Annotated in this window: 16 protein-coding genes; 12 read left to right on the forward strand and 4 right to left on the reverse strand. The window is 63.1% G+C overall.

The genetic code is table 11. The features are described from left to right. Positions 1-165 precede the first annotated feature (165 nt). The 7 genes from ET524_RS07565 (at position 166) to ET524_RS07590 (ending at position 5,533) form a co-directional block, all read left to right on the forward strand. Positions 166-831 carry a YveK family protein gene (locus ET524_RS07565; protein WP_129424634.1) on the forward strand — a complete coding sequence of 222 codons (666 nt, stop codon included), beginning with the start codon at positions 166-168 and terminating at the stop codon, positions 829-831. 3 nt (positions 832-834) lie between these two features. Then, on the forward strand, positions 835-1,650 hold the full coding sequence (locus ET524_RS07570) for a CpsD/CapB family tyrosine-protein kinase (protein ID WP_129424636.1): 816 nt from the start codon (positions 835-837) through the stop codon (positions 1,648-1,650). Between the two features lie 14 nt (positions 1,651-1,664). After that, positions 1,665-2,309, forward strand: a complete 645-nt coding sequence (locus tag ET524_RS07575) for a CpsB/CapC family capsule biosynthesis tyrosine phosphatase (RefSeq protein WP_129424638.1) — start codon at positions 1,665-1,667, stop codon at positions 2,307-2,309. 572 nt (positions 2,310-2,881) lie between these two features. Continuing rightward, positions 2,882-3,037: a hypothetical protein gene (locus ET524_RS11550; RefSeq protein ID WP_161566631.1), complete on the forward strand. Its 156-nt coding sequence runs from the start codon at positions 2,882-2,884 to the stop codon at positions 3,035-3,037. 13 nt (positions 3,038-3,050) lie between these two features. Beyond that, the gene (locus ET524_RS07580; protein ID WP_129424640.1) at positions 3,051-3,917 is read left to right on the forward strand and encodes a trimeric intracellular cation channel family protein; all 867 of its coding nucleotides are present in this window, start codon (positions 3,051-3,053) and stop codon (positions 3,915-3,917) included. A 120-nt stretch (positions 3,918-4,037) separates the two neighbouring features. Continuing rightward, positions 4,038-4,784 (forward strand): 23S rRNA (guanosine(2251)-2'-O)-methyltransferase RlmB, encoded by a 747-nt coding sequence (gene rlmB, locus ET524_RS07585; protein ID WP_129424642.1) that lies wholly within the window; start codon positions 4,038-4,040, stop codon positions 4,782-4,784. A 206-nt stretch (positions 4,785-4,990) separates the two neighbouring features. Beyond that, on the forward strand, positions 4,991-5,533 hold the full coding sequence (locus tag ET524_RS07590; protein WP_129424644.1) for an NYN domain-containing protein: 543 nt from the start codon (positions 4,991-4,993) through the stop codon (positions 5,531-5,533). A gap of 38 nt (positions 5,534-5,571) precedes the next feature. On the opposite strand, the gene ET524_RS07595 is transcribed toward ET524_RS07590, so the two are convergent. Together ET524_RS07595 and ET524_RS07600 are read right to left on the reverse strand one after the other, a co-directional pair. Then, positions 5,572-6,573 (reverse strand): glycosyltransferase family 2 protein, encoded by a 1,002-nt coding sequence (locus ET524_RS07595; RefSeq protein ID WP_161566632.1) that lies wholly within the window; start codon positions 6,571-6,573, stop codon positions 5,572-5,574. A 218-nt stretch (positions 6,574-6,791) separates the two neighbouring features. Further along, positions 6,792-9,788, reverse strand: a complete 2,997-nt coding sequence (locus ET524_RS07600; RefSeq protein ID WP_129424648.1) for a YfhO family protein — start codon at positions 9,786-9,788, stop codon at positions 6,792-6,794. A gap of 359 nt (positions 9,789-10,147) precedes the next feature. On the opposite strand from ET524_RS07600, the gene rpoB reads away from it, so the two are divergent. The 4 genes from rpoB to glmM all read left to right on the forward strand — a co-directional run bounded on the left by rpoB (position 10,148) and on the right by glmM (position 20,281). Continuing rightward, positions 10,148-13,699 (forward strand): DNA-directed RNA polymerase subunit beta, encoded by a 3,552-nt coding sequence (gene rpoB, locus ET524_RS07605; protein WP_129424650.1) that lies wholly within the window; start codon positions 10,148-10,150, stop codon positions 13,697-13,699. Continuing rightward, positions 13,700-18,112: a DNA-directed RNA polymerase subunit beta' gene (locus ET524_RS07610; protein WP_129424652.1), complete on the forward strand. Its 4,413-nt coding sequence runs from the start codon at positions 13,700-13,702 to the stop codon at positions 18,110-18,112. It abuts the gene before it with no gap. Between the two features lie 300 nt (positions 18,113-18,412). Continuing rightward, the gene (locus tag ET524_RS07615) at positions 18,413-18,898 is read left to right on the forward strand and encodes a phosphoribosyl-ATP pyrophosphatase (protein ID WP_129424654.1); all 486 of its coding nucleotides are present in this window, start codon (positions 18,413-18,415) and stop codon (positions 18,896-18,898) included. A gap of 48 nt (positions 18,899-18,946) precedes the next feature. Beyond that, entirely contained in the window at positions 18,947-20,281 is a 1,335-nt protein-coding gene (gene glmM / locus ET524_RS07620; protein ID WP_129424656.1) for a phosphoglucosamine mutase, read from the forward strand. Positions 20,282-20,567: 286 nt separating this feature from the next. Here glmM and ET524_RS07625 read toward each other — a convergent pair whose 3' ends face one another. After that, the gene (locus ET524_RS07625; protein WP_236648282.1) at positions 20,568-22,058 is read right to left on the reverse strand and encodes a glycoside hydrolase family 73 protein; all 1,491 of its coding nucleotides are present in this window, start codon (positions 22,056-22,058) and stop codon (positions 20,568-20,570) included. Positions 22,059-22,539: 481 nt separating this feature from the next. On the opposite strand from ET524_RS07625, the gene ET524_RS07630 reads away from it, so the two are divergent. Beyond that, positions 22,540-23,457, forward strand: coding sequence for a serine O-acetyltransferase (locus tag ET524_RS07630; RefSeq protein WP_236648283.1), 918 nt, complete (start codon positions 22,540-22,542; stop codon positions 23,455-23,457). 58 nt (positions 23,458-23,515) lie between these two features. Here the strand turns inward: ET524_RS07630 and ppk1 are convergent, their stop codons facing one another. Continuing rightward, positions 23,516-26,239, reverse strand: a complete 2,724-nt coding sequence (ppk1, locus tag ET524_RS07635; protein WP_201738727.1) for a polyphosphate kinase 1 — start codon at positions 26,237-26,239, stop codon at positions 23,516-23,518. Positions 26,240-26,280 lie beyond the last annotated feature (41 nt).

Consider the following 26,280-nt stretch of genomic DNA (forward strand, 5'->3'; position numbering starts at 1 on the left):
TATTATGCAGACGATTTCATAAAAGTGAAGCGGATATCCCGCAAAACCGCGCGAATGTGCATGAATCTCCACGGCATTTGGGGCTTCGCGGCAATTTTGGCCCCGAGCAAATGCGACATACTATAATAGTACGGCTAATGTCCAACACTATGAGAGGTTCCTCGCATGACTTTGCTCGAGCTGCTTCAGCTGATGCGCAAGCATCTGAAGCTTATGATCATCTTGCCTGTGGCGTGCGCCCTTGTGGCCGCCGCGGTTTCATACACCATGCTGCCGAACACGTATACGGCGTCTACGAGCATGTACGTGCTGGCGAAACAGACTGCGAACAACAGCGATAACGGGGTTAACTATTCCAACCTCAACGCAAGCCAGATGCTGGCAAACGACGTGTCCACCCTGCTTAAGAGCGACCGTATCGCAAGCGATACCGCCAAGGACCTGCACCTCGATTCGCTGAAGGGCTATTCCACGAAGGTCACCAGCGAAACCACGTCGCGCGTCATCACGCTTGAGGTTACGGGTGCTGATCCTAATACCGCAGCCACCATCTCCAACGAGATGGCAAGCAACGTGTCGAAGGTAGCGCAGGAAGTTATGGATGTGCAGTCCGTCAACGTTATCGACGAGGCAACTGCTCCTACGGCGCCTTCCGGACCAAACCGTCCCATGTATGTTGCCGTGGCGTTTCTGGCCGGCCTGTTCATTGCCATCGCCATTGTGGTGGTGTCCGACATGCTGAACACGAAGGTGCGCAACGCCGACGAAATCGAGGAACTGCTGGGCCTGCCCGTCATCGGCCGCATGCCTGCTATTAAGGGAGGTAAATAAGCCATGGCTCGCAAACCCAAGCGCGGCGACGATTTGGAGATGCAGAACGCCGCTAAAACCCTGATGGCGAACATCCGCTTCATGAGCGTCGATAACCCCATTCGTTCGCTGGTGTTCACCAGCTCCATCCCCAACGAGGGCAAATCCACCGTTGCGTGCAACGTGGGTCGTGCCATTGCCACGTCGGGCATGCGTGTGTGCCTGGTCGAGTGCGACATGCGTAACCGCACGCTGGCCAATATGCTGGGCGTTCGCTCTTCAGGCGGCCTATACGCCGTGCTGTCCGAAACCATGCCGCTGCAGCAGGCCATCGTGCCGGCGGGCGTTGACAACATGTTCCTGCTTGATGCCGAGCCGCATATTCCGAATCCGGCCGACATCCTGGCTTCGAAGCGTTTCGCTTTGCTGGTCGACAAGCTTGAGCAGATGTTCGATTACGTGATTTTCGATACGCCGCCGGTGGGCATGTTCGTGGACGCCGCCGTGGTTTCCACCATCGTGGATGCTGCCGTGCTGGTGGTGCGTGAAAACTTCACGAAGCGTCAGACCGTTTTGCAAGCGTATGATCAGCTGCAGAAGGCGGGCGGCCACGTTGTGGGCGTTGCCATGAACTACTGCAACGTCGAGAAATCCGACTACTACTACGCGTACTACAACCAGCAGGGCAAACGCGAAAAGGGAACGGAATCCGTGCCGCAGGTTGATGCACGCCAGTTTGCTCCCGAGCAGGCTCGCAAGAGCGGGAAGCACGGCAGCCACGGTGGCGCTGCGAACCCCGCGAACTACGGCCGCATGAGCAACAACGGAGTACGCAGGTAAAAAGGTAGGGCGACGTGCTGGATTTGCATTGCCATATTCTTCCTGGAGTTGACGATGGGTCAAGCTGCCTTGGCGAAAGCATTCGCATGCTGCATGCTGCCTATAAAGCAGGCATCACGGAGATTGTCTGCACGCCGCATTGCCGCGACCCGTACTTCGATTTCGAAGGCATGTGGGACGCATTCGACCAGTTGAGACGTCGTTCGCCTATTCCTTTGCGCATGGGGTTCGAGGTGAACATTCGCAAACTGCGCGAGCTGGGTATGGATTGGGCGCCGCAGCTGTGCTTCCAGGATTCCAGCGTGCTGCTGCTTGAGCTTTCCACGCATGCAACGAAGCGCGACTTCGAGGACTACGAACGTGAGATCTACGAGCTGCAGGGTATGGGGCTCGACGTGATCATCGCCCATCCCGAGCGCTACAACGCCATCCAGGAGGATATCTCCATTGCACGGCGCTTGGTGGATTGCGGCTGCCTGTTGCAGGCGTCATCGGACTTCATTAAAGGCGGGCGCTTGGGCAAGGAGCGCAAGCCGGCGCTGAAGTTGTTCGAGGCCGGCCTGTACACCTACATTGCCAGCGATGCCCACTGCGTCGAGCATTATGAGGTATACGCGGAGGCCGTGCAGAAATTCGGGCCGAAGCTTCGACCGATGTAGAAACGCTTTATCATGAAAAGCCCGCCTTTTGGAAGGCGGGCTTTTGCATATGGTCGCGCGAGGTCGGGCGGCCTTGCGCACATGGAAGACGAGTGCCCCTTATGTGGACTGAAAGTTGGGGGATTTAGGCGTACCGTCACGTTAGGGTCTACGGGCATCACCACGCCGCAGAATGCGTTCGGGGCGCTGCCGATTCAGCGTGCTTGCCGGCGAGATTAGCGTGAAGGGCGCGGGGGAATAGGCGGCGTTTGCTTTTGCTTGGCGGAAGGCGTTGGGCTGTTGTTGGTGGGGCGAAGGCGACTCGGCGCGGGGGAAGGAAGAATGTGATCGCTGCTGCGGACGTCGCTGCTTCGTTTCTGTATCCTGGCTTGCTTCGCCGCTGAGCAGGCCGGCAATGGATTCCGGCGCTTGACCGCTGCGGCATGGCGGCCAATCAAGTTGGCCGCCGCGGGTCGTGCAGCTACCTCTGGCGTTCTTGCGATGAATATGGTTATATAGGCGCTAACAAGCGAAGCGGGCGTGCCTGACTGGGCGCGCTCGCTTTTCGCGCTAAGCAGGCGAAATGAGGGCGCATGCTTAGCGTGGCATATGGTGGCGAAGCGCCCTGCGCGCAGTGGCCGGGGTCGGGCGAAAGGCCCCAGGGCGCGGCGGCGCGGGAGCGTGCTTGGCGGGTGGGCGCGGCGTGGGCGAACGCGCTGGCGTGCGCCGGCCTTGTTCGCGTGCGCTGATGTGAGGTGCAAGATGGAAACGTTGCTGCAAAACCTGTTCGCTGATACGCCCGTGCTGACGGTGCCTTGGAGCATCGACTACTTCAGCGTTATCGCCGGCGTGTTGACCGGCGCGCTGTTCGCGTGCGACCGCAAGCTCGACATCATCGGCACGGTGGTGTGCGGGCTCATCACGGGCTATGGCGGCGGCGTGCTGCGCGACACGCTGATGCAGGGCACGGGCGTGTACTTCACGTCGCACCCCGACCTCATCGTCGTCTGCATCTTGCTGTGCGCGTTCGTGTTCTACTTCCGCGGCGTGTTTCGCCACTTAGAGGCTACGGTGTTTTTTGCCGATGCGCTGTCGGTGGGCCTGTTCGCGCTGGCGGGCGCGTCGAAGGCCGTGGCGTTTCAGCAGGGCATGGTGCTCAGCATCATCATGGGCGCCATCACCGCGGTGGGCGGCGGAGCCATCCGCGACATTTGCGTAGGGGAGATTCCCAGCGTGTTCAAGCGCAGCAACTATTATGCCGTGGCCGGTTTGGGCGGCGCTACGGCGTACGTGGTGCTGGCGCGCTTCGGCTGCCCGCTTGCGCTGGCGGGCGTGGCCTGCGTGTTCGCCGTGGTGTTTTTGCGCTACTGGAGCGTGTACTTCGATTGGCGCACCACGGCCGAGGCCGATTTGACGCCGCGCGTTGCGCGCGGGCTGCGCCGCGCGGGCGGCGTGGTTACGGGCGTGTTCTTGCACGGTGGCGACGACGAACGCCGCCGTCGCCACCGTGCAGTGCAGACTGGCGGGATGAAGCCCGCTGGCGGTGGGGGAGACGACGCGTACGATGAAGGCGGCGAGGCGTCTGGACAGCACGCGGAAGACGAAAGCTGGCCTCAGAATTTACGGTAGCGGCTTGCCCGGCGCTTGGCACCCGTGGGGGTCTTGTTGCGTTTGGGCGCAGCCGCGGCGCACAGCCGCTTGGCCTGCTACAATGCAGCTACTACTGACGAAAAACGAAAGGGCCTTTTCATGGCTGATTACATCGAGGGCAAGCGCCCCGTTATCGAGGCGTTCCGCACCGGCGTGCCCATGCGCCGCATCCTTATGGGCGACTACATGAAGCGCGACCCCATGATTGAAGACATCATGCGCAAGGCGAAGCGCAATGGCGTGAAAGTCATCCAGGTTCCGCGTGCAGAGCTTGACGAGAAGTCGGCGCGCGGCAGCCACCAGGGCGTCATGGCTGAGGCCGCCCCGTTCAACTACGCGGGCATCGGCAAGGTCATCGACGACGCGAACAAGTACGCCGAAGAGCACGACGGCCGCGCACTGGTGGTGTTATGCGACCATCTAACCGACGCGGGCAACCTGGGCGCCATCAGCCGCAGCTGCGAAGCGGTGGGCGCATCGGGCCTGGTCATCCCCAACAAGCGCAGCGCGCGTGTTGAGGCGTCCACGTACAAAAGCTCGGCGGGCGCCATCACGCACGTGCCCGTGGCGCAGGTGTCCAACATCGTGCAGGCCATCCAGCGCCTGCAGGAAGAGGGCTTTTGGGTGTGCGCCGCAACCGAGCACACCGACGATGTGGTGTGGGACGCCAACCTGAAGGGCAAAATCGCCATCGTGCTGGGCAACGAGCACGACGGCGTGTCCCGCCTGGTGCTCGAGCGCTGCGACTTCTTCGCGAAGCTGCCGCTTGAGGGCGAGGTGGCCAGCCTGAACGTCGCCCAGGCGGCAACGGCCGTCATGTACGAGTGGCTGCGTCAGAACAGGTAGGATTTGGCGAAGGCGTCAAGCGGGCTGAGAGCTCGGCGGGCGCGATGAGCGAACGCCCGCATACGGTTGGGTGTGCCTTCGCGGTTGCCTTTGTGCGATTCGGCTGGCGGAGTCTTGGCGGGGTCCATGCGGCCTTGGCGCCGCGCGGGCCGTTCAACGGGCTCAGCAGTTTTAGCAAGTAATGAATGCGAAAGGAGGGATGTGCGATGGCGAAGCAACGCAAACGGCTGCTGCTGGTGGACGGCTACAACGTGCTGCGCTCGGGCAGTCGGTATCAGGAAGCGTTCGCGCATCCCGACTATACCGACGATGCGTTCAACACCGCGCGCGAGCGGCTGATCAACGACGTCATCAACTATGCGGGCCGCGATTACAAGGCCGTCATCGTGTTCGACGGCGCCGACAACGAGTTCTCCACCGGCGAAGTGGAAACCATCGGCGGCGTGCGTATCATGTTCAGCCCCGCCGGCACGTCGGCCGACAAGGTCATCGAGAAGCTGGCGCACGACGCGCGCGTGCGCAACGTGGAAACCCTGGTGGTTACGTCCGATGCCACCATCCAGGACACCGTGTTTGGCTTCGGCATCGACCGCATGTCGGCGAACGGGTTCTCGCGCGAGGTGGGTATGTACTACGAGGACGTGCACCTTGACGAGACGCCAAAAGTGGCGCTGAAACGCACGCTCGGTGACCGGATTAAACCGGATGTGCTCGAAAAACTGAAAGCCATGCGCGACGGCAAAGCGTAAAGTGAAGCGGCCGGAAGGATTTCCTTCCGGCCGCTTTCCTACTCCTGCGTGCTGTCGAGGTGCTCCTTGGCCAGGTAGATGGGACGGCGCTTGTTCTCGATGTAGTCGCGTCCCAGGTATTCGCCAATGACGCCCAGCACGGCAAGCTGCAGGCCGCCGAACAGCAGGATCAGGCAGGCAAGCGAGGGGTACCCGGGCACGTTCGTGCCGTACAGCACGTATTCGCCTAGTACGGCAAGCAAGTAGACCACGGCGGCGACGGCGCACAGCGAGCCGATCCAGATGGCAACCTTCAGCGGCCACGTGGTGAACCCGAAGATGCCGGTGGCGGCATAGCGGAACAGCTTCCTGAACGACCACTTGCTTTTGCCGGCGGCGCGCTGCTCGGCCTCGTAGGGCACCTCAAGCGTGTTGAAGCCGATCCATGCGAACAGCCCCTTGCTGAAGCGTTCGCGCTCGGGCAGCGCAAGCAGCGCATCGCGCACGCTGCGGCGGAACACGCGGAAGTCGCTGACGTTGGCGGGGATGGCAATGTCGTCGGCCATGCCGTTAAACGTGCGGTAGAACGCGCGCTTGAACAGCTTCAGCACGAAGCCTTCCTTGCGCTGAACTTGGCACGCGGCAACGCAATCGACGTCAGGGCTTTCCATGAGCAGGCGGTACATGCGCAGCGCATCGGCGGGCGTTTGCTGCATGTCGGCGTCGATAAGGCAGATGGCGCCTCCGCGCGCGGCCTGCATGCCGGCGTACAGCGCCGATTCCTTGCCGAAGTTGCGCGAGAACGTGACAGCTTGCACGGCGTGGCGGCCACGTGCCGTTTCGACGACGCGGCGCAAAAGCTGCGCGGAGCCGTCTTGGCTGCCGTCGTTGACGAACACGATCTCAAGCTTCACACCGGCGTTCTCGAAGCATTCCGTGGCCGTTTTGTAGAACAGCGGGATGTTGTCCGCCTCGTTGTAGCAGGGAACCACCAGCGTCAGGTCGTATGTTGCCTGAGCGCCCGGTGCTGTTTGCTGCGTGTTCTGCGCGTCCGTGCTCACTTGAGTTGCCTTTCCTTGTAGGTAGCGTGTTGCCTGGCTTCTGCTGCCGGTGCAAATCGGTTTATTCCCTGTTCGCGGAGCGTGCGCAGCGGTTCAGCTACGAAGCTGCCGTGAACTGGCTGCTCCGTTTGTTGCGCCGCTGGCGCGCACGTGCTGTCTTGCGACGGTACGGTGCGGTTCACCGCATCCGCCTTTCGGGTTGCTGTTTCGAGTTAGGTTCAGCTTTGTCTTGCCCCCATGCTACGCTTGTGCGCCGCCGCGCGCCATACGCCGAACAGCGTAACGGATGCAATGCTCACAATCGCGCCCGGCACCAGCCCCGGCGTCAGGTAGCGCAGCTCGATGGTATTCTCGCCTGCGGGCACCTGCACGCCCATCAGTCCCTCGTAGGCGGGGTTTAGCTCGGCGGGTTGACCATTGACCGTGACGCTCCAGCCGTTCTCGTAGGGCTGGCTGATCACCAGCGTCTCGTCCTGCGCGGCGTTAAACGTGGCGGCGATGTGCCCGTTTTCGTACGCGGTCAGCGCGAAGCTGCCGGCAGCCTTGATGCGCGAAAGCTGCTCGGAAAGCGAGCCGACGTCAACGCTGACCACCTGCAGCAAGTTGCTAGCGTCAACGTCCCAGAAGTCGTGCTGCGTATCCGCCGGCGTTCCGTCTTTATGCTTGATCTCGAATGAGTCGTCGCCAAGCGGCACGATCGAAACCTGCATCGGCTGCCCTGCGCGTCCTTCGCCAAGCGTCACCTCGTTGAACGACCCGCGTCTGCCAACGGTTTGCACGAACCGCCCATCAACGTACACGTCGCACATGATGCCGTTGTCGTAGAACAAGTCGAGCAGGCACAGCGTGGGCGCGTACAGCATCACCGGCCCGTCGATTGCCGGCGTGATGGTAAACGTGCGGCAGGTGCCGTCGCTGTCGTTCTCGCTGACGGAAGGGGCGGCGAACACGTTGGCAGCGTTATCGGCAGCCGCGTTAAGCAGAGCGTTTTGGCTCTCGAACGGCTGGCCTTCTTCCCATTCGACGCTTGTTTGCCCGGTGGTGCCCCAGCCAAGCGGCAGCGCCAAGTCGTTACGGTAAAGGTTGTAGGCGCCGCGCAGCGTCTCGGTTCCCGCAAGCGTTGCGGCAGCGGGTGCGCTATCGTCGACGATGTGCGTGACGCCCAGCAGCGCATCGGCCACGATGTTTTGGCTGCGGTAGTACGTGCCCACGGGCGAGTACTTCGTGTAGCCAAGCGCGGCCAGCAGCTCCTGGATGCGCGATTCCTGCGTGGACGAATAGTGATCGAACGTGCTGTAGGCCAGCAACAGCGCCATGTTGTCGGGGCCGTATGCCTTCGTGGAGCCCCAGTACGGCGCCGCGTTCGCCACGCGCGTGAGCTCGATGCCGCCGTTTTCGCAGGGCGCGTCCTGCGCCGGAAGCTGCTGGTAGAACGCGCGCATGTTCGCGACATCGTTGGCATAGCCGCTTACGGGATAGCAGCAGGGCGTCAGCTGCAGGTAAGACGCGTACACTTGCTCGCCAACAAGCAGGATAGCCAGCGCGGCGCACGCAACGGCCGATGCGATGCGGCACGACGCGGCGGGACCCGCCGCGCTGGCGAGGTTCGCGCCGGGCGTTTTGCTGTCGGCAATGCGGGGCGCGGCGTCCTGTTGCGCGTCCGTTTGCGCAGCCGTCGCTGCGGGCTTCGCCACGCTTTGCGCTGCCGCGCCTTGCTTGCCGCCATCGCTGGTTTTGCGGGAAACCGCATCGGTTGCGTAGCCGCCGTGCGTTTCCGCCGCCGTCGTGCCCGCGTGTGCGATTGCCGCTGCAAGCACGGTGAACCCGGCAAGGAGCGCAATCTCAAGCATGGCCAGCTTGAAGCTTGGGAGCCACGTTCCTTTTGCCACTCGCGTTGCCACGATGGACGCGGCGAACACGGCAGTCATGACGCCGCCGCCCCATGCGATGGCGCGCACGCGCCGTTCGCGGTCAAGGTTGCCCAGCCGACACATGCCCTCGGCGGCCAGTAGCACCAGCACCAGCAAAATAGCGAATCCGTTGCGGTTCGTGTACGAGCTTTCCACCACGAACCCGCTCCACACCGTGGTCCAGACGGGGAATATCAGCGAGCTGGCCATAACGGCGAACAGGATGCCGCTTGCCAGCTTCGCGCGCTTGCTAACCGCGCCGTTCGCGAAAAACACGCCAAGCCCCACCAGCGCGAACGCGGATATGACGATGGCGGGCGTGTTGCCGTGCGGATTCACGCCGGGCAAGGTGCCGATGCAGAACAGGTTGGGCACGGCCAGCGGGTTGTGCGATAGTCCCAGCGACTCGACAAGCGACGAGAGGCCCACCAGCCCGCCGCCTTTGCCGCCCAAAAGCGACAGCGCGGTGGGCAGCAGCAACACAAGGCTTGCGCCCACGGCAAGCAGCATGGTGGCGGCGAAGCGCACGCACGTGGCAAGCCGGCGCCCGCGCAGCTGCTCGGCCCGCGCAAGCTCGCAGAAGAAGTACAGCACGCTAAACAGGCACACCATGTAGCCCGTGTACCAGTTGAACAGCACGGCTGCGGTGCAGGACGCGAACAGCCCCGCGCAGCTTCGGCGCTGCACCAGGCGATAGGCGCCCAGCGCTGCAAGCGGCAGCATGATGACGCCGTCAAGCCACATGATGTTGCTGGCGTATCCCAGCACGTAGCCCGACAGCGCGTACGTGCTTGCCAGCGCAACCAGCAACCCGTGCTGCCACCACGGCGCCGCAACCGTGGCGCGCCGCGCGCCGCGCAGGTTGGCCGCTGCGGGGGCCAGGAAACGTCCGCGCAGCAAGGTCAGGCACGTCAGGGCGCAGGCGGGGATTTTCAGCAGATACAGCACGCTGAAGAATTTCGGCATGTCCTCGGGCTGCCAAAAGGCGGCCAGCAGGTTGAACGGGCTTGCCAGATAGTACGAGAACAGGCTGAACATGCCGCCGCCAAGCCCGGCCGCGTTGCTGTACAGCAGGTCGGCATCGCCGCGCAGCACGTCGGAGAACCATCCGAAGTAGTCGACGTATTGCAGCGGCATGTCGTACAGCATCACCGAAACGTCGCCGAACGGGTAGATACCCGAAGCGGCGAACGCGGCCAGCACTACGACGAAGGGGACAAGAAACGCCAGCGCATACGGCGCGGCGGTTTTCGCGAAGAGGTGCTCGCGGTCGGCGTCGGATGAAACGGTGATTGGCAATTGCATGATGATAAGTAGCCCTTTCGGTATGCTCCGAGAAAAGGGGGGAGCAGCACCCGATACTACCGGTGCTGCCGCTTCGGCACAACTTTGTACGCCCGCGCGCGCAAACAAACTAAAGCATCAACACAAGCCTCCCCGCTGCGCGCTCGGCCCCTTGCGCGCTTGTTTTGCCGTCCGGGCGTGGTAGAATGCCTTTCGGTTGCGCGGGTTGCAACTGCGTTTCCCCAGGTAGATGGGCGAAACAACAAAAAACCTCCACAGTTCGTAAAAATTTTCCTTGACGGGCTTGACCTTTCGCCGTATTCTAGCAAATTGCAACTTTTTCGCAGTTTTGCGGATGCACCTGAAGGAGGAAAAGCCTCGTGGCCCAAGACAAAAATGCTGGTCAGACAGTACTTTATCGCAATCGCCGCTCGTTTGCGAAGATTCCTGACGTCATGGACGTGCCCAACCTCATCGCCATTCAAACGGATAGTTTCAAATGGTTCATGAACGAGGGCCTCGATCAAGCGTTCCAGGACATCGCCCCGATCGAGAACAACACCAAGGACATGTGCGTCGAATTCGGCGACCACAAGTTCGGCGAACCCAAGTACACCGTCGACGAGTGCAAAGAAAAGGACGTCAGCTATCAGGCGCCCCTGTTCGTTGAAATCCGTTTCATCAACCGTGAAACGGGCGAGATCAAGGAGCAGGAGGTGTTCATGGGCGATTTCCCGCTCATGACCAACCGCGGCACCTTCATCATCAACGGCACCGAGCGCGTCGTCGTGTCCCAGCTCGTTCGCTCCCCGGGCGTGTACTTCGGCTCCGAGCGCGACAAGACCTCCGACAAGACGCTGTACAACGCAAAGGTCATCCCCAGCCGCGGTGCATGGCTGGAGTTCGAAACCGACAAGCGCGACATCCTGTCCGTGCGCATCGACCGCAAGCGCAAGCAGCCCGCAACGCTGCTGGTACGCGCGCTTGGCCTGGCCGAAACCCGCGAGGAGATCATCGAGCTGCTCGGCAACGACGAGATGGTGCTGCGCACGCTCGACCGCGACCCCGCCACCACGAAGGAAGAGTCGCTCATCGAGCTGTACAAGCGCTTCCGTCCCGGCGAGCCGCCCACCATCGATTCCGCGCGTACGCTGCTTGAGGGCCTGTTCTTCAACCCGCAGCGCTACGACCTGGCGAAGGTTGGCCGCTACAAGATCAATAAGAAACTCGGCTTCGATCAGGAGGAGTCCACGTGCTCCACGCTGACCGAAGAGGACATCACGAAGACCATGCAGTACATCATCGGCCTGCATGCGAACGCTGATGGCGTGAAGGTCGACGACATCGACCACTTCGGCAACCGCCGCATCCGCACGGTCGGCGAGCTGATCCAGAACCAGTTCCGCATCGGCCTGTCGCGCATGGAGCGCGTCGTGCGCGAGCGCATGAGCATGCAGGAGCCCGACGAGATCACGCCGCAGTCGCTCGTGAACATCCGCCCCATCGTGGCGGCCATCAAGGAGTTCTTCGGCTCCTCGCAGCTGTCCCAGTTCATGGACCAGGCCAACCTTGCCGCAGGCATCACGCACAAGCGCCGTCTGTCCGCACTCGGCCCGGGCGGCCTGTCCCGCGAGCGCGCCGGCTTCGAAGTTCGCGACGTTCACAATTCCCACTACGGCCGCATGTGCCCCATCGAGACGCCTGAAGGCCCGAACATCGGCCTTATCGGCTCGCTGGCAACGTTCGGTCGCATCAACCCCTATGGCTTCATCGAGACGCCGTACCGTCGCGTTGTCGACGGCAAGGTAACCGACGACATCGACTACCTGACGGCCGACGAGGAAGAAAACCACACCATCGCCCAGGCAAACGAGAAGTTCAACCTGGAAACGCGCGAGTTCGGCACCACCGACAAGGACGGCAACTTCGTGCCGGCCACGCGCGTGCTGTGCCGCACGAAGGACGCCGACGGCGTATTCGGCGAGCCTGGCGAGGTGCTGCCCGAGCAGGTCGACTACATGGACGTTTCCCCGCGTCAGATGACGTCGGTGGCTACGTCGCTCATTCCGTTCTTGGAGCACGACGACGCAAACCGCGCCCTCATGGGTTCGAACATGCAGCGTCAGGCCGTGCCGCTGCTCAAGCCGCACGCGCCGCTTGTCGGCACCGGCATGGAGCACCGCATCGCCGTTGACTCCGGTGAAATCCTCATCGCGCAGAACCCCGGCGTGGTCGACTACGTTGACGGCCAGACCATCATCGTGCTGAACAACGACGGCGAGTACGACGAGTACCTCGTGCCGAAGTTCCAGCGCTCGAACCAGTCCGGCTGCATGAACCATCGCCCCATCGTCCGCAAGGGCGACGAGGTGGCCGCTGGCGACGTGCTGGCCGACGGCCCGTCGTGCGACGGCGGCGAGCTGGCGCTGGGCCAGAACCTCATGGTCGCCTACATGCCGTGGGAAGGCTACAACTACGAGGACGCCATCATCGTGTCCGAGCGCGTGGTGTCCGAGGACCTGCTGACGTCCATCCACATCAGCGAGTACGAGCTTGATGCGCGCGACACGAAGCTGGGCCCCGAGGAGATCACCCGCGAGATCCCGAACATCTCCGACGACATGATCGGCGACCTGGACGCCGACGGCGTCATCCGCGTGGGCGCCGAGGTGTTCCCCGGTGACGTGCTGGTGGGCAAGGTCACGCCGAAGGGCGAAACCGAGCTGACCGCTGAAGAGCGCCTGCTGCGCGCCATCTTCGGCGAGAAGGCCCGCGAGGTGCGCGACACGTCCCTGAAGGTGCCGCACGGCTCCGGTGGCCGCGTCATCGATATCCACCGCTTCAGCCGCGCCGCAGGCGACGAGCTGGCGCCGGGCGTCAACGAGCTCGTGCGCATCTACGTGGCTCAGAAGCGTAAGGTCCAACAGGGCGACAAACTGTCCGGCCGCCATGGTAACAAGGGCGTTATCTCCCGCGTGCTGCCGGTCGAGGACATGCCGTACCTGGCTGATGGCACCCCCATCGACGTCATGCTGAACCCGCTGGGCGTTCCGTCTCGTATGAACGTCGGTCAGCTGCTTGAGAACCACCTTGGCTGGGCGGCGAAGTGGGGCTGGAACGACGATCCGAGCTCCGACGAGCCTGTCGAGGGCCCGCAGTTCGTGGCCACGCCGGTATTCGACGGCGCCACCGAGGAGGAGATCTCCGACGCCATCGAGGCCGCTAACCGCAACCTTATCAACTGGAACCACAAGAAGTACGGCGACCTGGCGCGCGACGAGTTCGTGCCGCAGCTGTCCCGCACGGGCAAGACGTGGCTGTTCGACGGCCGCACCGGCGAGAAGTTCCGCGAGCCCATCACCGTCGGCCAGACGTACATCCTGAAACTCGGCCACATGGTCGACGACAAGATTCACGCCCGCTCCACCGGCCCTTACAGCCTGATCACGCAGCAGCCGCTCGGCGGTAAGGCGCAGTTCGGCGGCCAGCGCTTCGGCGAGATGGAAGTGTGGGCCCTGTACGCGTATGGCGCGTCCAACGTGCTGCAGGAGATCCTGACCGTGAAGTCCGACGACACGTCGGGCCGCGTGAAGTCCTACGAGGCCATCGTGAAGGGCGAGAACACGCCCGCTCCCGAGGTGCCCGAGAGCTTCAAGGTTTTGGTGAAGGAAATGAAGTCGCTGTGCCTCAACGTCGAGCTTGAGGGCCACGACCACCAGACCATCGACGTGACGCACGACCCCGATCTGGACGACGTGAAGAAAGACAACGCTGACCAGGCTCTGTTCAACGCCATCGCTGAAGATGCGCGCAAGACGGAGGCCGATGATGCCAGCGCTTTGGATAGCATCGCTGCCGAACTGGGAGAATTGATGGCTGACACGAAGCAAGACGACAACAACGACCTGATCGGCAAGGAGGACGAGCGATAAATGACGACGGAATTCGACGTTAACAATTTCGACGCCCTGCGCATTTCCCTGGCTTCCGCCGAGGACATCCGCAGCTGGTCGCGTGGCGAGGTCAAAAAGCCCGAGACCATCAACTACCGCACGCTCAAGCCGGAAAAGGACGGCCTGTTCTGCGAAAAGATCTTCGGCCCCACGAAGGACTGGGAGTGCGCGTGCGGCAAGTACAAGCGCGTCCGCTTCAAGGGCATCGTGTGCGAGCGCTGCGGCGTCGAGGTGACGCGCAGCAAGGTTCGCCGCGAGCGCATGGGCCACATCGAGCTGGCGGCCCCCGTCAGCCATATCTGGTACTTCAAGGGCTCCCCGAGCCGCTTGGGCTACCTGCTTGACATCCCGCCGAAGGAGCTGGAGAAGGTTCTGTACTTCGCAAGCTCCATCATCACGTCCGTGGACAAGGAAGCCCGCGACGAGGACGTCGAGGACCTGCGCGACGAGCTGGCTGCCGACCTTGAGGAGCTCGACGCCGAGCGCGACCGCCTCATCGAGCAGACGCGCAAGCTGTCCGTGGACTACGTGCCCGAGGACGACGACTTCGTCGACGACATCGACGAGGATGAGCGCCTCACGCCCGAAGAGGTCGAAGAGGAAATCGCCGACATCTACGAAGAGTTCAACGAGCGCAAGGCCCTGCGTCAGGACGCGTTCGACCTGTTCCTGAAGATCGAGCCGAAGCAGCTGGTGCCCGACGAGTCGTTGTACCGCGAGATGCGCGCCAACTACCGCGACTACTTCACGGGCGGCATGGGCGCCGAGTCCGTGCGCGACCTGCTTGACGCCATGGACCTTGAGGCCACGGCCGAAGAGCTGCGCGACGTCATCGCCAACGGTAAAGGCCAGAAGCGCGCGAAGGCCATCAAGCGCCTGAAGGTGGTCGACGCGTTCCTGAAGTCCACGAACAAGCCGTCCGACATGATTTTGGACGTTGTGCCGGTCATCCCGCCCGATCTGCGCCCCATGGTGCAGCTCGACGGCGGCCGTTTCGCCACGTCCGACCTGAACGACCTGTATCGTCGCGTCATCAACCGCAATAACCGCCTGAAGCGCCTGCTTGACCTCGGTGCCCCCGAGATCATCGTGAACAACGAGAAGCGCATGCTGCAGGAAGCTGTGGACAGCCTGTTCGACAACGGCCGTCGTGGCCGTCCGGTCACGGGCCCTGGCAACCGTCCGCTCAAGTCGCTGTCCGACATGCTCAAGGGCAAGCAGGGCCGCTTCCGTCAGAACCTGCTGGGCAAGCGCGTCGACTACTCCGGCCGTTCGGTAATCGTCGTCGGCCCGACGCTGAGGCTGCACCAGTGCGGCCTGCCGCAGCAGATGGCGCTGGAGCTGTTCAAGCCCTTCGTCATGAAGCGCCTGGTGGAGCTCGAGTACGCTGCCAACATCAAGGCCGCCAAGCGCGCCGTCGATCGTTGCGCCAGCTACGTGTGGGACGTGCTGGAAGAGGTCATCGTGGACCATCCGGTCCTGCTGAACCGCGCACCAACCCTGCACCGTCTGGGCATCCAGGCCTTCGAGCCCGTGCTTGTTGAAGGCAAGGCCATCAAGCTGCATCCGCTGGCCTGCACCGCTTTCAACGCCGACTTCGACGGTGACCAGATGGCCGTGCACGTGCCGCTGGGCGCCGAGGCTCAGGCCGAGGCCCGCGTGCTCATGCTGTCCGCGAACAACATCAAATCCCCGGCTCATGGCCGCCCGCTGACCGTGCCGACGCAGGACATGATCATCGGCTCCTACTACCTGACGGCAGCCCGCGACGGCTTCCCGGGCGAGGGCCGCGTGTTCATCGACTTCGCCGATGCTCGCAACGCTTACGACGCTCGCGCCGACGTTGACCTGCAGGCCAAGATTCAGGTGCGCCTGACGAAGGACACGAAGGTGGCTTCCGCGTTCGGCAAGTTCGAGGACTGCAAGGCTGGCCAGCGCATCCAGACCACCATCGGCCGCATCATCTTCAACGACTCGTTCCCCGAGGACTACCCCTTCTTGAACTACCAGATGAACAAGAAGGAGATCGGTCGCCTGGTCGAGGACGTCACGAACCGCTACGAGCTGGCCGACGTGCCGGCTATCCTGGACGGTTTGAAGGCCACGGGTTACCACTACGCAACCCGCGCCGGCATCACCGTGTCCGTCTACGACGCCACCGTGCCGCCGAGCAAGGCCGACATCCTGGCTGCCGCCGACGAGAAGGTTGCTGCCATCGACGAGGACTACGAGATGGGCCTCATGAGCCCTGAAGAGCGCCACAAGCAGGTCGTTGACATCTGGACGGATGCCAACGAGGAGGTCGGCGAAGCCATGGCCGCGAACTTCGACCTGTTCAACCCCATCTTCATGATGGCCGACTCCGGTGCTCGAGGCAACATCAAGCAGATTCGTCAGCTTGCCGGCATGCGCGGACTTATGGCCGACACGAAGGGCGGCACCATCGACATTCCCGTTAAGTCGAACTTCCGCGAGGGCCTGTCGGTGTTGGAGTACTTCGTTTCCACGCACGGCACTCGAAAGGGTATGGCCGACACCGCTCTGCGTACCGCCGACTCGGGTTATCTGACCCGTCGTCTGGTGGACGTTGCGCAGGACGTTATCGTGCACGAGATCGACTGCGGCACGAATATCGGCGTTCCGTACCCGCTGCACAATGAAAAGGGCGAGCTGGACGAGAACCTCATCGGCCGCTGCCTGCTTGAGGACGTCAAGGCTGCCGACGGCTCGGTGGTCATGGAGGGCGACAACTACATCACCTCTCTCGACCAGCTGGCCGCTATGGAAGCTGCAGGCGTCGAGGAAGTCACCATCCGCACGGTCATGACGTGCCATGCCGAGCACGGCGTGTGCCAGAAGTGCTACGGTTGGGACTTGGCCACGGGCCGTCCGGTCAACATCGGCACGGCGGTCGGCATCATCGCCGCCCAGTCCATTGGCGAGCCCGGCACGCAGCTGACCATGCGTACGTTCCACGCCGGCGGCGTTGCAGGCGAGGACATCACGCACGGCCTGCCGCGTGTCCAGGAGCTGTTCGAGGCCCGCAAGCCGAAGGGCCAGGCAGTGCTGGCGGAGATTTCCGGCACGCTGCAGATCAGCGCCGACAAGAACTCCAAGACGCTGACCATCCACGACCAGGAAGGCAACTTCCGCGAGTACGTGGTGTCCGCTCGCGCCACCATGCTCCCGGGCGTTGAGGATGGTTGCCAGGTTCGCGTGGGCCAGCAGCTCACGAAGGGCTCCATCAACCCGCACGACCTGCTGCGTCTGACCGACCCGAACACCACGCTGCGCTACATCGTGGCCCAGGTCCAGGACGTGTACGTGTCCCAGGGCGTGGACATCAACGACAAGCACATCGAGGTTATCGCGCGCCAGATGCTGCGCAAGGTGGCCGTGCTTGACGCCGGCGATTCCGACTTCCTGCCGGGCCGCCAGGTCAACCGCTTCGAGTTCGAGAACGTTGCCAACGAGCTTATCGCCGAGGGCAAGAACCCGCCGGTGGGCCAGCCGCTGCTGCTGGGCATCACGAAGGCCTCGCTGGCCACGGATTCGTTCCTGTCCGCCGCATCGTTCCAGGAGACCACGAAGGTGCTCACCGACGCCGCCATCGAGGGCAAGGTCGACCACCTGGTGGGTCTGAAGGAGAACGTCATCATCGGCAAGCCGATTCCGGCCGGCACGGGCCTGAAGCGCTACCGCGACGTGGGCCTTACCTACAAGGGCAAGCCGACGGCGCCGGTCACCGGCGACACGCTGCCGGATTACGCTCCGGACGACCTGCGCAAGATCGAGGACCTGCTGCCGCAGCCGCAGGATTGGTCGCTCGACGGCGAAGGCTACCTCAACATGGGCGGCAACTATGGCAGCTACTACAGCGGCCTGTCGCTGGGTCACCGCGGCCCGCAGCTGTCCGACGAGGACGCGCGCCTGTACATCTACGATGACCTGGGCGTGTCGCAGCGCTGGGCCAACAAGTTCAGCGAGGCCGGCATCGAGACGGTTGCCGACCTGGTCGGCCACACCGAGGACGACCTGCTGCGCATCGAGGGCATTGGTGCGAAGGCCATCGAGGAGCTGAAGGAAGGCCTTGAGCAGCACGGCCTGCTGCATGTGATCGAGGACGACCTGAGCGCGTCTTCCGATGACATGAGCCAGCTGCTTGACATGGTGTTCAGCCCGGACGACACCATCCTCATCGGTGGCGATCAGCCGGCCACGTTCAACACGGAGGGCGAGGACATGCTGGGCGAGGCGCTGCCGCCGCGCAGCTACCACCGCAACCTGGAGGAGCTCGACGAGCTTCTTGGCTCTTCAGCCCTGGGTTTCGGCCTGACCAGCCGTGAGCACGAGGAGAACTCCAACGCCGCGCAGGAAAACGGCGACGAATAGCAACTGCTAGCGAAGGGGCGCGCCACGGCGCGCCCCTTTCTCGTTGAGAAAGCGGGACAAGGGGACAGTCCCTTTGTCCCACTTTTCGTTACCGAATGGTTCCGGGGAAAGTGCAGGCTGCAGGCAGTGGCCCGGCGCTGCTCGGCGGCCGTTGGCGCGGAACTGGATTGCGCTTGAGATGCCGGTTTCGCAGGTCGGCGCTGCAAGGCTGTGCGTAAGCTCGCTTTCGCGTTTTCGCCTGCATTCCGCAACTGCCCGTACGTACTTGCTTGGACGTTATCGCTGATGGAAAGAGGATTCATGTCCGAGAAAACTTACATTCCCGCTGGCGAGCAAGGTCAGGTGCCTGCTTCGCAGATTGGCGCCACGCTTGAGGCGCTTGCCGGCACCATCCATGCGCGCCGCAACGCGGGCGATGAAAGCTATACGCATCGTCTGCTGACGGGCAATGCTGATTCCCCGCTGAAGAAAGTGGTTGAGGAATCGAACGAGGTTGCGCTGGCCGCGAAAGACGTCGAGGCCGCTCGCGCGCTGCTGGCGGGCGTTTCCGGCCACGAGGGCTCGCATTCGGGCATGGTCGAGGCGTTCGCAAAGCAGGCAGACGCCGCTTGCGACCATCTGCGCTACGAGGCCGCCGACGTGGTGTACCATCTTCTCGTTGTGCTTGAGCGCTACGGCATCGATATCGATGAGTTTGCCGCAGAGCTGAACAACCGCATGACCGACGAGGAGCGCCCTGCCGGCGCTGTTCGCCTGCACGAAGAGCACGTGAAGCGCGGCAAGTAGCGCTTCGTTTTCGTAAACGTTTCAACAGCTATCGAAAAGGGGAAAGATATGGCACGTCTTTTCGGCACTGACGGGGTTCGCGGCGTCGCGAACAAGGAATTGACTTGCCAGATGGCCTTCCAGCTCGGCCAGGCCGCGGTGGCCTTCAAGGGCCGCACCATCCTCATCGGCAAGGACACGCGCCTGTCCGGCGACATGCTGGAGTCGGCCGTGGCCGCCGGCGTCATGTCCATGGGCGGCACGGCGCTTTTGGCGGGCATCATCCCGACACCGGCCATCGCGCTTCTGACGCGCGAGCTGCACTGCGACGGCGGCATCGTCATCTCCGCGTCGCACAACCCGCCGGAGTACAACGGCATCAAGATCTTCGACGGCCAGGGCTTCAAGCTGCCCGACGCCGTGGAGGACGAGATCGAGGCGTTCATGGCCCGTGGCGGCGCGGCGGCCGACGAGCTGCCGAACGGCGACGAGGTCGGCGTGGCCGTGCCCGTGGACAACGCCTGCGAGCTGTACATCCAGCACGCCGTTGACACCGTGGCCAAGCAGGGCATCGACTTTAAGGGCCTGAAGGTGGCGCTCGACGTGGGACACGGCGCGTCGTGCATGACCAGCCCCGAGGCGCTGCGTCGCCTGGGCGCCGAAGTCACCGTCATCAACGAGGACTTCTGCGGCACCGACATCAACGTGCAGTGCGGCTCCACGCACCTGGAGCCCCTGCGTGCGCTGGTGGCCGAGTGCGGCGCCGACGTGGGCATCGCACACGACGGCGACGCCGACCGCGTCATGCTCATGGACGCAGACGGCAACGAGATCGACGGCGACATGGTGGAGGCCGTGTGCGCCATCGACCTGAAGCAGCGCGGCCTGCTGGCGGGCGACACCGCCGTGTCCACCGTCATGGCGAACCTGGGCTTGACGCACGCGCTGCGCGACGCGGGCATCAACCTCATCCAGACGAAGGTGGGCGACCGCTACGTGCTGGAGGCCATGCGCGAGGGCGGCTACGTCATCGGCGGCGAGCAGTCGGGCCACACCATCTTCCTGGAGCACAACTCCACGGGCGACGGCTTGGTCACGGCGCTGCAGTTTTTGGCCGCGTGCAAGCGCGCCGGCAAGACGGCCGGCGAGGCGGCGCGCGTCATGACTCGCTTTCCGCAAACGCTTATCAACGTGCGAGTGAAGGACAAGCATGCGGCCGATGGCAACCAGGCCATCGCCGATGCCGTGGCAGCTGCTGAGCAGGCGCTCGGCGAGGACGGCCGCGTGCTCCTGCGCCCCTCCGGCACCGAGCCGGTGGTGCGCGTGATGGTGGAGGCCATGGACGAGCAGGCTGCCGAGCAGCATGCGAAGGCCATTGCCGAAGTGGTGGAGCGCGAGATTTAACGCTTCGATTTCAACGTTTCGTTGAAATCGGGCGCGATTTTCGGTGAAACGATTGAAGCCGCTGCAGGTGTGATTCCTGCAGCGGCTTTTTGCATGATGGGGGGACGGACCGAGCGGGTGGTCGAATGCCCTGCGTGAAGTTGACCGCCATCAAGCAGACAGAGGTCGGTGTAAACCGGTAACCGAACGATAGGGGGAGGACGTAAGCACCTGCTGTTGAGGGCAAAAGAAATGGGCCGCGCTTGCGTTGCCGTAGAGGCTTGCGAGCGCGGCCCGATGGCTGCGGTTACTTCAGCGAAAGCGGCTTGGTGGGGCTTTCGGAATCTGCGGGCGTTGCAGCGTGCGCCGGCTTCGCGACATGCGCCGGAGCCTTTGCGCGAGCAGGCGTTTCGTCGGCTATGCCCGTAACCTCGGCAAGCCATGCGGCATCAAGCGGTCGCGCCGTCTCTGCTTCGGGCGCGGCGTGCGCGCCGGCGTGGGCCGACGCGCTTTCGCGCACAACCTTGCGGCGCCAGTACATCCAGAAGCCCAGCGCACCTGCAGCCGCTGCCGCAAGCGCGGCAAGCAAACCGCTTACGACGGGGTTCGCCTGGCGCGCAGGCAAGCCCGGTTCAGGCACGGAAACGCGGAAGTCGTCGAGCATGGGGGTGCTTACCGTGTGCATGGCCGCAGGCGTCAGCACCTTGTCAAGCGTGACGTCCTTCTTGGCTTCCTCAACAGGCTTGTCGTATTCCGTCAGGTCGTACGCGTCGATGTAGGCCTTCAGCGTGCGCGAATACGATGTGCTGGTCGCATACCGCCCCTGCAGGTAATCGCAGGCATCCTCGTAGCTTCGCGTGTTCGACTTCTTTACGGGGTTGTACAGGCTGTTGTTCGTCAGCAGCCCCACGTAGTCCTCAAGCGATTCCAGCATGGTGGGGTATTTGCGGAACTCGGCGATGATGGTTTCCAGATTGCCTTTACCGTCGTCCTCCTGCGTTTTCATGCGCACGCTTTTGCCGTCGTAGCTGCCCTTGATGCCGAACAGGTTGTTGTACGGCTCGCACGACAGGCCCGAAGAGCCCGAAGCGGACTCCACCACGGCCTGCGCGATCATAACTGATGCGTACAGGTCACTTTGCTGGCACAGCTCGCGGGCGTCCTCGCCGATGGTGTCGATGAACTGCTGCGTGGTGAGGTTGCGCGCAACGTATACGATATCGTCGGCTAGAAGCTCGCTTTCCTGCACCATATCATCGGGGGCGTCTTCAACCTCTTCGGCTTCGGTGGTTTTGGCTGAGGAAGCCGCGCTGCTTTGCGCGGTGTCCGTGGTTTTGCTTGCGGATGTCGAGGGGGTTTCGGAATCCGCTTTGGTTTCCGGCTTAGCCTCGGGCGTTGCGGGTTCGGTAGGCGAAGGCGCCGCCGCGGCGATTTCCGCTTGCGCGTCGGTGATCAGCTTCGCAAGATCCTTGTCAATGTCGGCAAGAGCCTTCGCGTCGATGAGCGCGAAGTCCTCCGCGGGCACGTCCTTACCCTTCAGGTAGTCGGAAAGCGCGTCGGTGCCTTTGAGCTTAGCTTTCTTGCACGCCTCGATGATGGCGGCGTTCTGCTCGTCGGTTCCCTTCCACCGCTTATCGATGGTCACGGTTGTTGCGCTGCTGGCTTCCGATTCGGTTTGCGCAGCCGCGGCGGTGGCTGCTTGGTCGGCCGACGCCACCAGGGGGGCGGCGCTGACCGAGGCTGCAACGGCGACGGCGAGCGTAGCGCGGGCAATGCGGTTCGTATAACTGTGGTTCATCGTTCCGTTCTCTTCGTTCTTATCCATGGTTGGAATATAAACCAAGGATAACTTATGTTGTGCGTTTGCTCAAATCTAGAACACGGCGCTCACCCATTCAACAAAATTTGGGAATCGTCACGAAACCGTTTTAATTAATCCGATGCGAGAATAATATCAGCGCATATCTCGGTAAGATTTGCGCAAGATTGCGAAACGAAAGCGCGTAAGGTTCGGCGCGCGACGTGCGGTTAGCGTGGATGCCGCATGCTTGTCGCCTAAGGTTACCTGCGCTGTTGCGGGGCGCCGCGCAGGGCGGGCGCGGCGGAAGGCGACGGGACATTGTCCTGCGAAAGCCAGCGAGGTCATAAGGCGCTCGCTTTTGTCCGCTCCGCCTTCCGTAACGAATTGCCGTCAATCCTAAAACCTACTAAATCCAGTTGACCCCGTGGTATGATGGGAAATAATTTATAGGCGCTCACAGACGAGAGGGCGAGGACGTATGCTGGACAAAGATCAGTTGAACAACATCGTTGCAGGCATTGCCAAGAACTACAGCGAACGCGAGGAAATCTTCTTCACCGACCCGTGCAAGCACTTTCCGAACAAGCAGGCCATCGAGGACATTGTCATGGACCTGCGCCGCGTCATGTTCCCGCGGTACTTCGGCGACGAAACGCCCACGGGCACGAACCCCGAGTACTTCATCGGCGAATCGCTCATCCGCATCGAGGATTCGCTGCGCCGCGAGCTGCGCGAAGCACTGCTGTTCCGCGGCGATGTGCCCGAGGACAAGATTGAAGCGCGCGTCGACGAGATTTGCAGCACGTTTTTCAACCGCCTGCCCGAGGTGCAGCGCATCCTGCTGACCGACGTGCAGGCCGCGTTCGACGGCGATCCGGCCGCGCAAAGCAAGGAAGAGATCATCTTCAGCTACCCGGGCTTTTTCGCCATCTTCGTGTACCGCATCGCGCACGAGCTGTACGTGCAGAACGTGCCGCTGATCCCGCGCATCATGTCCGAGTACGCGCACGGCGCCACGGGCGTCGACATCAATTCCGGCGCGGAAATCGGCGAGTACTTCTTCATCGACCATGCAACGGGCGTGGTCATCGGCGAAACCACGAACATCGGCGCGCACGTGAAGGTGTACCAGGGCGTCACGCTGGGCGCGCTGTCCACGCGCGCGGGCCAGGCGCTGGCAGGCGTGAAGCGCCATCCCACCATCGAGGACAACGTCACCATCTACAGCAACGCCAGCGTGTTGGGTGGCGAAACCGTGGTGGGCGAGGGCTCCATCATCGCCGGCAGCGCGTTCGTGATTTCCAGCGTGCCGAAGGGCAGCCGCGTCAGCCTGAAAAACCAGGAAGTGAACGTGCGCACGCCGAACAAAGAACACGACAAGTGCTGGGAGATTTAACAGCGCGAAAAAGGTAGCGAAATGAAGGCGGCCCCGCAGGTGCGGGGCCGCCTTTTTGCTAGCGGATGATTTTTGCGAGGATGCGGGAGATGAGGCGTGGCTTGCCGTTGCGGGGGCGCACTTGGATACCCGAGTGTGACGGCGCCTGCATCGGCTCGTTGAGCACGTGCGCCTTGACGGGCGTGGGCTTCGCCACCTGCTGGCTTGCGCCCGCAGCGCCCGCGGCGGCGGGCTTTGCTGCGCTGCTCGCGCTCTGCGACTCGCTTGCGCCTTGCGCGCTGACGCTTGCCGCTTGCTGCGCGGCCGCGTGCGCACCCGCCTTGCCGTCTGCGGAAACGCTTGCGCTTGCCACCTTGCTGCTGTTCGCGCTGCGCGCTGCAACGTCGGCTTCGGCGGCCTTCGCGGCCGCTTCGGCCTCAAGCGCGGCGGCCTTGGCGGCCTCGGCTTCGGCAACGGCCTTCGCTGCGGCTGCCTCGGCCGCCGCGATGGCCTCGACGCGCACTTCGGCCTGACGCATCTCGGTGCGATGCCGCTCGGTCAGCTGGAAACGCGCCTTCGCGCTGCGCTGCGCTTCGGCTTCGGCCGCATGTGCGCGGCGCTTCCGGGCTTCCTCGATCAGCGCGTTCTGCGAATCGAACAGCGCCTGGCCGGGCTCGGCCAGCGCGCCGAGCTTCGTGTAGCTGCCGTCGGGCAGAAGCTCGCGCAGCTTGGCGGTGTCGCGCAGGCACGTGTCGAAGTACTGCAGCACCTGCTCGCGCAGGGCGTCATCAAGAATAGGCCAGGCAATCTCCACGCGCTTCTCCATGTTGCGCGTCATCAGGTCGGCGCTTGACAGGTACACGCGCGCGTTGTCGCCCACGCCGAAGCCGTAAATGCGGCTGTGCTCAAGCAATCGGCCGACGATGGATACCACGCGCACGTTGTCGGTATAGCCCGGCACGCCCGGGACCAGGCACGATATGCCGCGCACCAGCATGGTCACCGGCACGCCTGCCTGGCTTGCCTCGGCGATCTTCACGATGATTTCCTTGTCCGTGACGCTGTTCGTCTTGAAGAACAGCCCGCACGGCTTGCCCTGGCGCGCCAGCTCGATCTGCGCGTCGATGCCCTCGATGATCTTCGGTTTGATCTGCAGCGGCGCCACCCACAAGATGTCGTAGTTGTCGGAGGCGTTTTCCAGCTGCATGTTGCGGAAGAACTCCGTGGCGTCGCGGCCGATGGTGTCGTCGGCGGTGATGAAGCTGAGGTCGGTGTACAGCTTCGCCGTTTTCTCGTTGTAGTTGCCCGTGCCCAGCTGCGTGATGTGCTGCAGGCCGTGCTCCGTTTGACGCGTGATGCAGCATATCTTGCTGTGCACCTTGAAATCGCGGAAGCCGTAGATGACGTTGCAGCCGGCCTCTTCGAAACGCTGCGACCACTCGATGTTGTTCGACTCGTCGAAGCGGGCGCGCAGCTCGAACAGCGCCGTGACCTGCTTGCCGTTCTCGGCTGCGGCGATAAGTGCCTCGGCTAAGTGCGACTGGCGCGCCAGGCGGTACAGCGTGATCTTGATGGAGATGACGCTGGGGTCGGCGGCCGCTTCGCGCAGAAGCTGCACGAACGCGTCCATGGACTCGTAGGGGTAGCTCAGCAGCACCTCGCGCTCGCTGACCTGGTCCATGATGGGGCGGCGGCGGTCAAGGCAGGCCGGCCACTGCGGGGAAAACGGCGTGTTCGTCAGCGCCGCGCGTGTTTTCTCGGGCAGGCTTGAGGCAACGCCCCAGGTCCAGCTCATGTCAAGCGGCACCGAGGTGACGTAGGTTTGGATGGGCTTGAGCCCTAGGCGCTTGAGCAGCATCTTCTGCAGCACGCTGGAAAGCGGGCGCTCGGATTCCAGGCGCACGGGGGCCAAACGCCCGCGGCGCTTCAGGATGCGCTTCATGTGCTCGCGGTAGTCCTCGTCGGACTCGTCAGTGCCTTCGGTGGCGTCCAAGTCGGCGTTACGCGTGACGCAGATGACGTTGGTGTGCTTGACGGTGTACATGCTGAACACCTGCTCAGCCACCATTTCCACGGCGTGCTCAAGCAGGATGAACTGGAAGCCCTCGCCCGGCAGCTTGATAAGGCGCGCGCACTGGCGCGGCATGGGCAGGATGCCCACGGTGACGCCCTCGGCGCCCAGGTTCTCGCTTTCCTCGGCGGAAGGGTGGATTTTGGCGGCCTTGACGGTTTTGCCGTCCTTGGCCTTGTCCTTCTTCTTGGGCTTCTTCGGGCCTACTTCCTCGTTAAGGCGCACGATGACGTAGAGCGACCCGTTCTCCAGGTGGGGGAAGGGGTGGCGCGAATTGATGATCTGCGGGGACAAAAACGGCATGATGTTGGCTGCCGTGTAGTCGGCCAGGAAGGCGCGCTGCTCGTCGTTGAGATCGGCGGGGCGCAGATGGCGCACGCCGTGCGCGGCCAGGGCCTGGCGCACCTCGGCGTAGGTTTGCTCCTGCACAGGGTACAGCTCGTGGCAGCGCTTATGGATGGCGGTGAGCTGTTCGGCGGGCGTCATGCCCGTCTTCGAGTCGAGGACCTGCTTCTTCAGAAGCGACAGGTCGGTCAGGCTGCCCACACGCACCATGAAGAACTCCTGGAGGTTGGACCAGAAGATGCTGATGAAGTTCAGGCGCTCGAGCAGCGGCACGGTTTCGTCGGCGCCTTGGTCGAGCACGCGCTCGTTGAACGTGAGCCACGACAGCTCGCGGTTCTGCATGTAGGGCGTGGACCCTATGTGCGTTGTGGATTCGTTTGCTTTCATGGCGTTCCCTTCCCTCGACGTCATAGATGAAACGTGCGCCG

This window comes from Senegalimassilia faecalis, from assembly GCF_004135645.1.
GTDB lineage: Bacteria > Actinomycetota > Coriobacteriia > Coriobacteriales > Eggerthellaceae > Senegalimassilia > Senegalimassilia faecalis.

Bases quoted from the DNA above. Each gene is read 5' to 3' on its own strand.
- ET524_RS07615 (WP_129424654.1), top strand. From the start codon at position 18,413: ATGTCCGAGAAAACTTACATTCCCGCTGGCGAGCAAGGTCAGGTGCCT.
- ET524_RS07580 (WP_129424640.1), top strand. From the start codon at position 3,051: ATGGAAACGTTGCTGCAAAACCTGTTCGCTGATACGCCCGTGCTGACG.
- ET524_RS07600 (WP_129424648.1), bottom strand. From the start codon at position 9,788: ATGCAATTGCCAATCACCGTTTCATCCGACGCCGACCGCGAGCACCTC.
- ET524_RS07625 (WP_236648282.1), bottom strand. From the start codon at position 22,058: ATGAACCACAGTTATACGAACCGCATTGCCCGCGCTACGCTCGCCGTC.
- glmM (WP_129424656.1), top strand. From the start codon at position 18,947: ATGGCACGTCTTTTCGGCACTGACGGGGTTCGCGGCGTCGCGAACAAG.
- ET524_RS07565 (WP_129424634.1), top strand. From the start codon at position 166: ATGACTTTGCTCGAGCTGCTTCAGCTGATGCGCAAGCATCTGAAGCTT.
- ET524_RS07630 (WP_236648283.1), top strand. From the start codon at position 22,540: ATGCTGGACAAAGATCAGTTGAACAACATCGTTGCAGGCATTGCCAAG.
- ET524_RS07610 (WP_129424652.1), top strand. From the start codon at position 13,700: ATGACGACGGAATTCGACGTTAACAATTTCGACGCCCTGCGCATTTCC.
- rlmB (WP_129424642.1), top strand. From the start codon at position 4,038: ATGGCTGATTACATCGAGGGCAAGCGCCCCGTTATCGAGGCGTTCCGC.
- ppk1 (WP_201738727.1), bottom strand. From the start codon at position 26,239: ATGAAAGCAAACGAATCCACAACGCACATAGGGTCCACGCCCTACATG.
- ET524_RS11550 (WP_161566631.1), top strand. From the start codon at position 2,882: ATGCTTAGCGTGGCATATGGTGGCGAAGCGCCCTGCGCGCAGTGGCCG.
- ET524_RS07570 (WP_129424636.1), top strand. From the start codon at position 835: ATGGCTCGCAAACCCAAGCGCGGCGACGATTTGGAGATGCAGAACGCC.
- ET524_RS07590 (WP_129424644.1), top strand. From the start codon at position 4,991: ATGGCGAAGCAACGCAAACGGCTGCTGCTGGTGGACGGCTACAACGTG.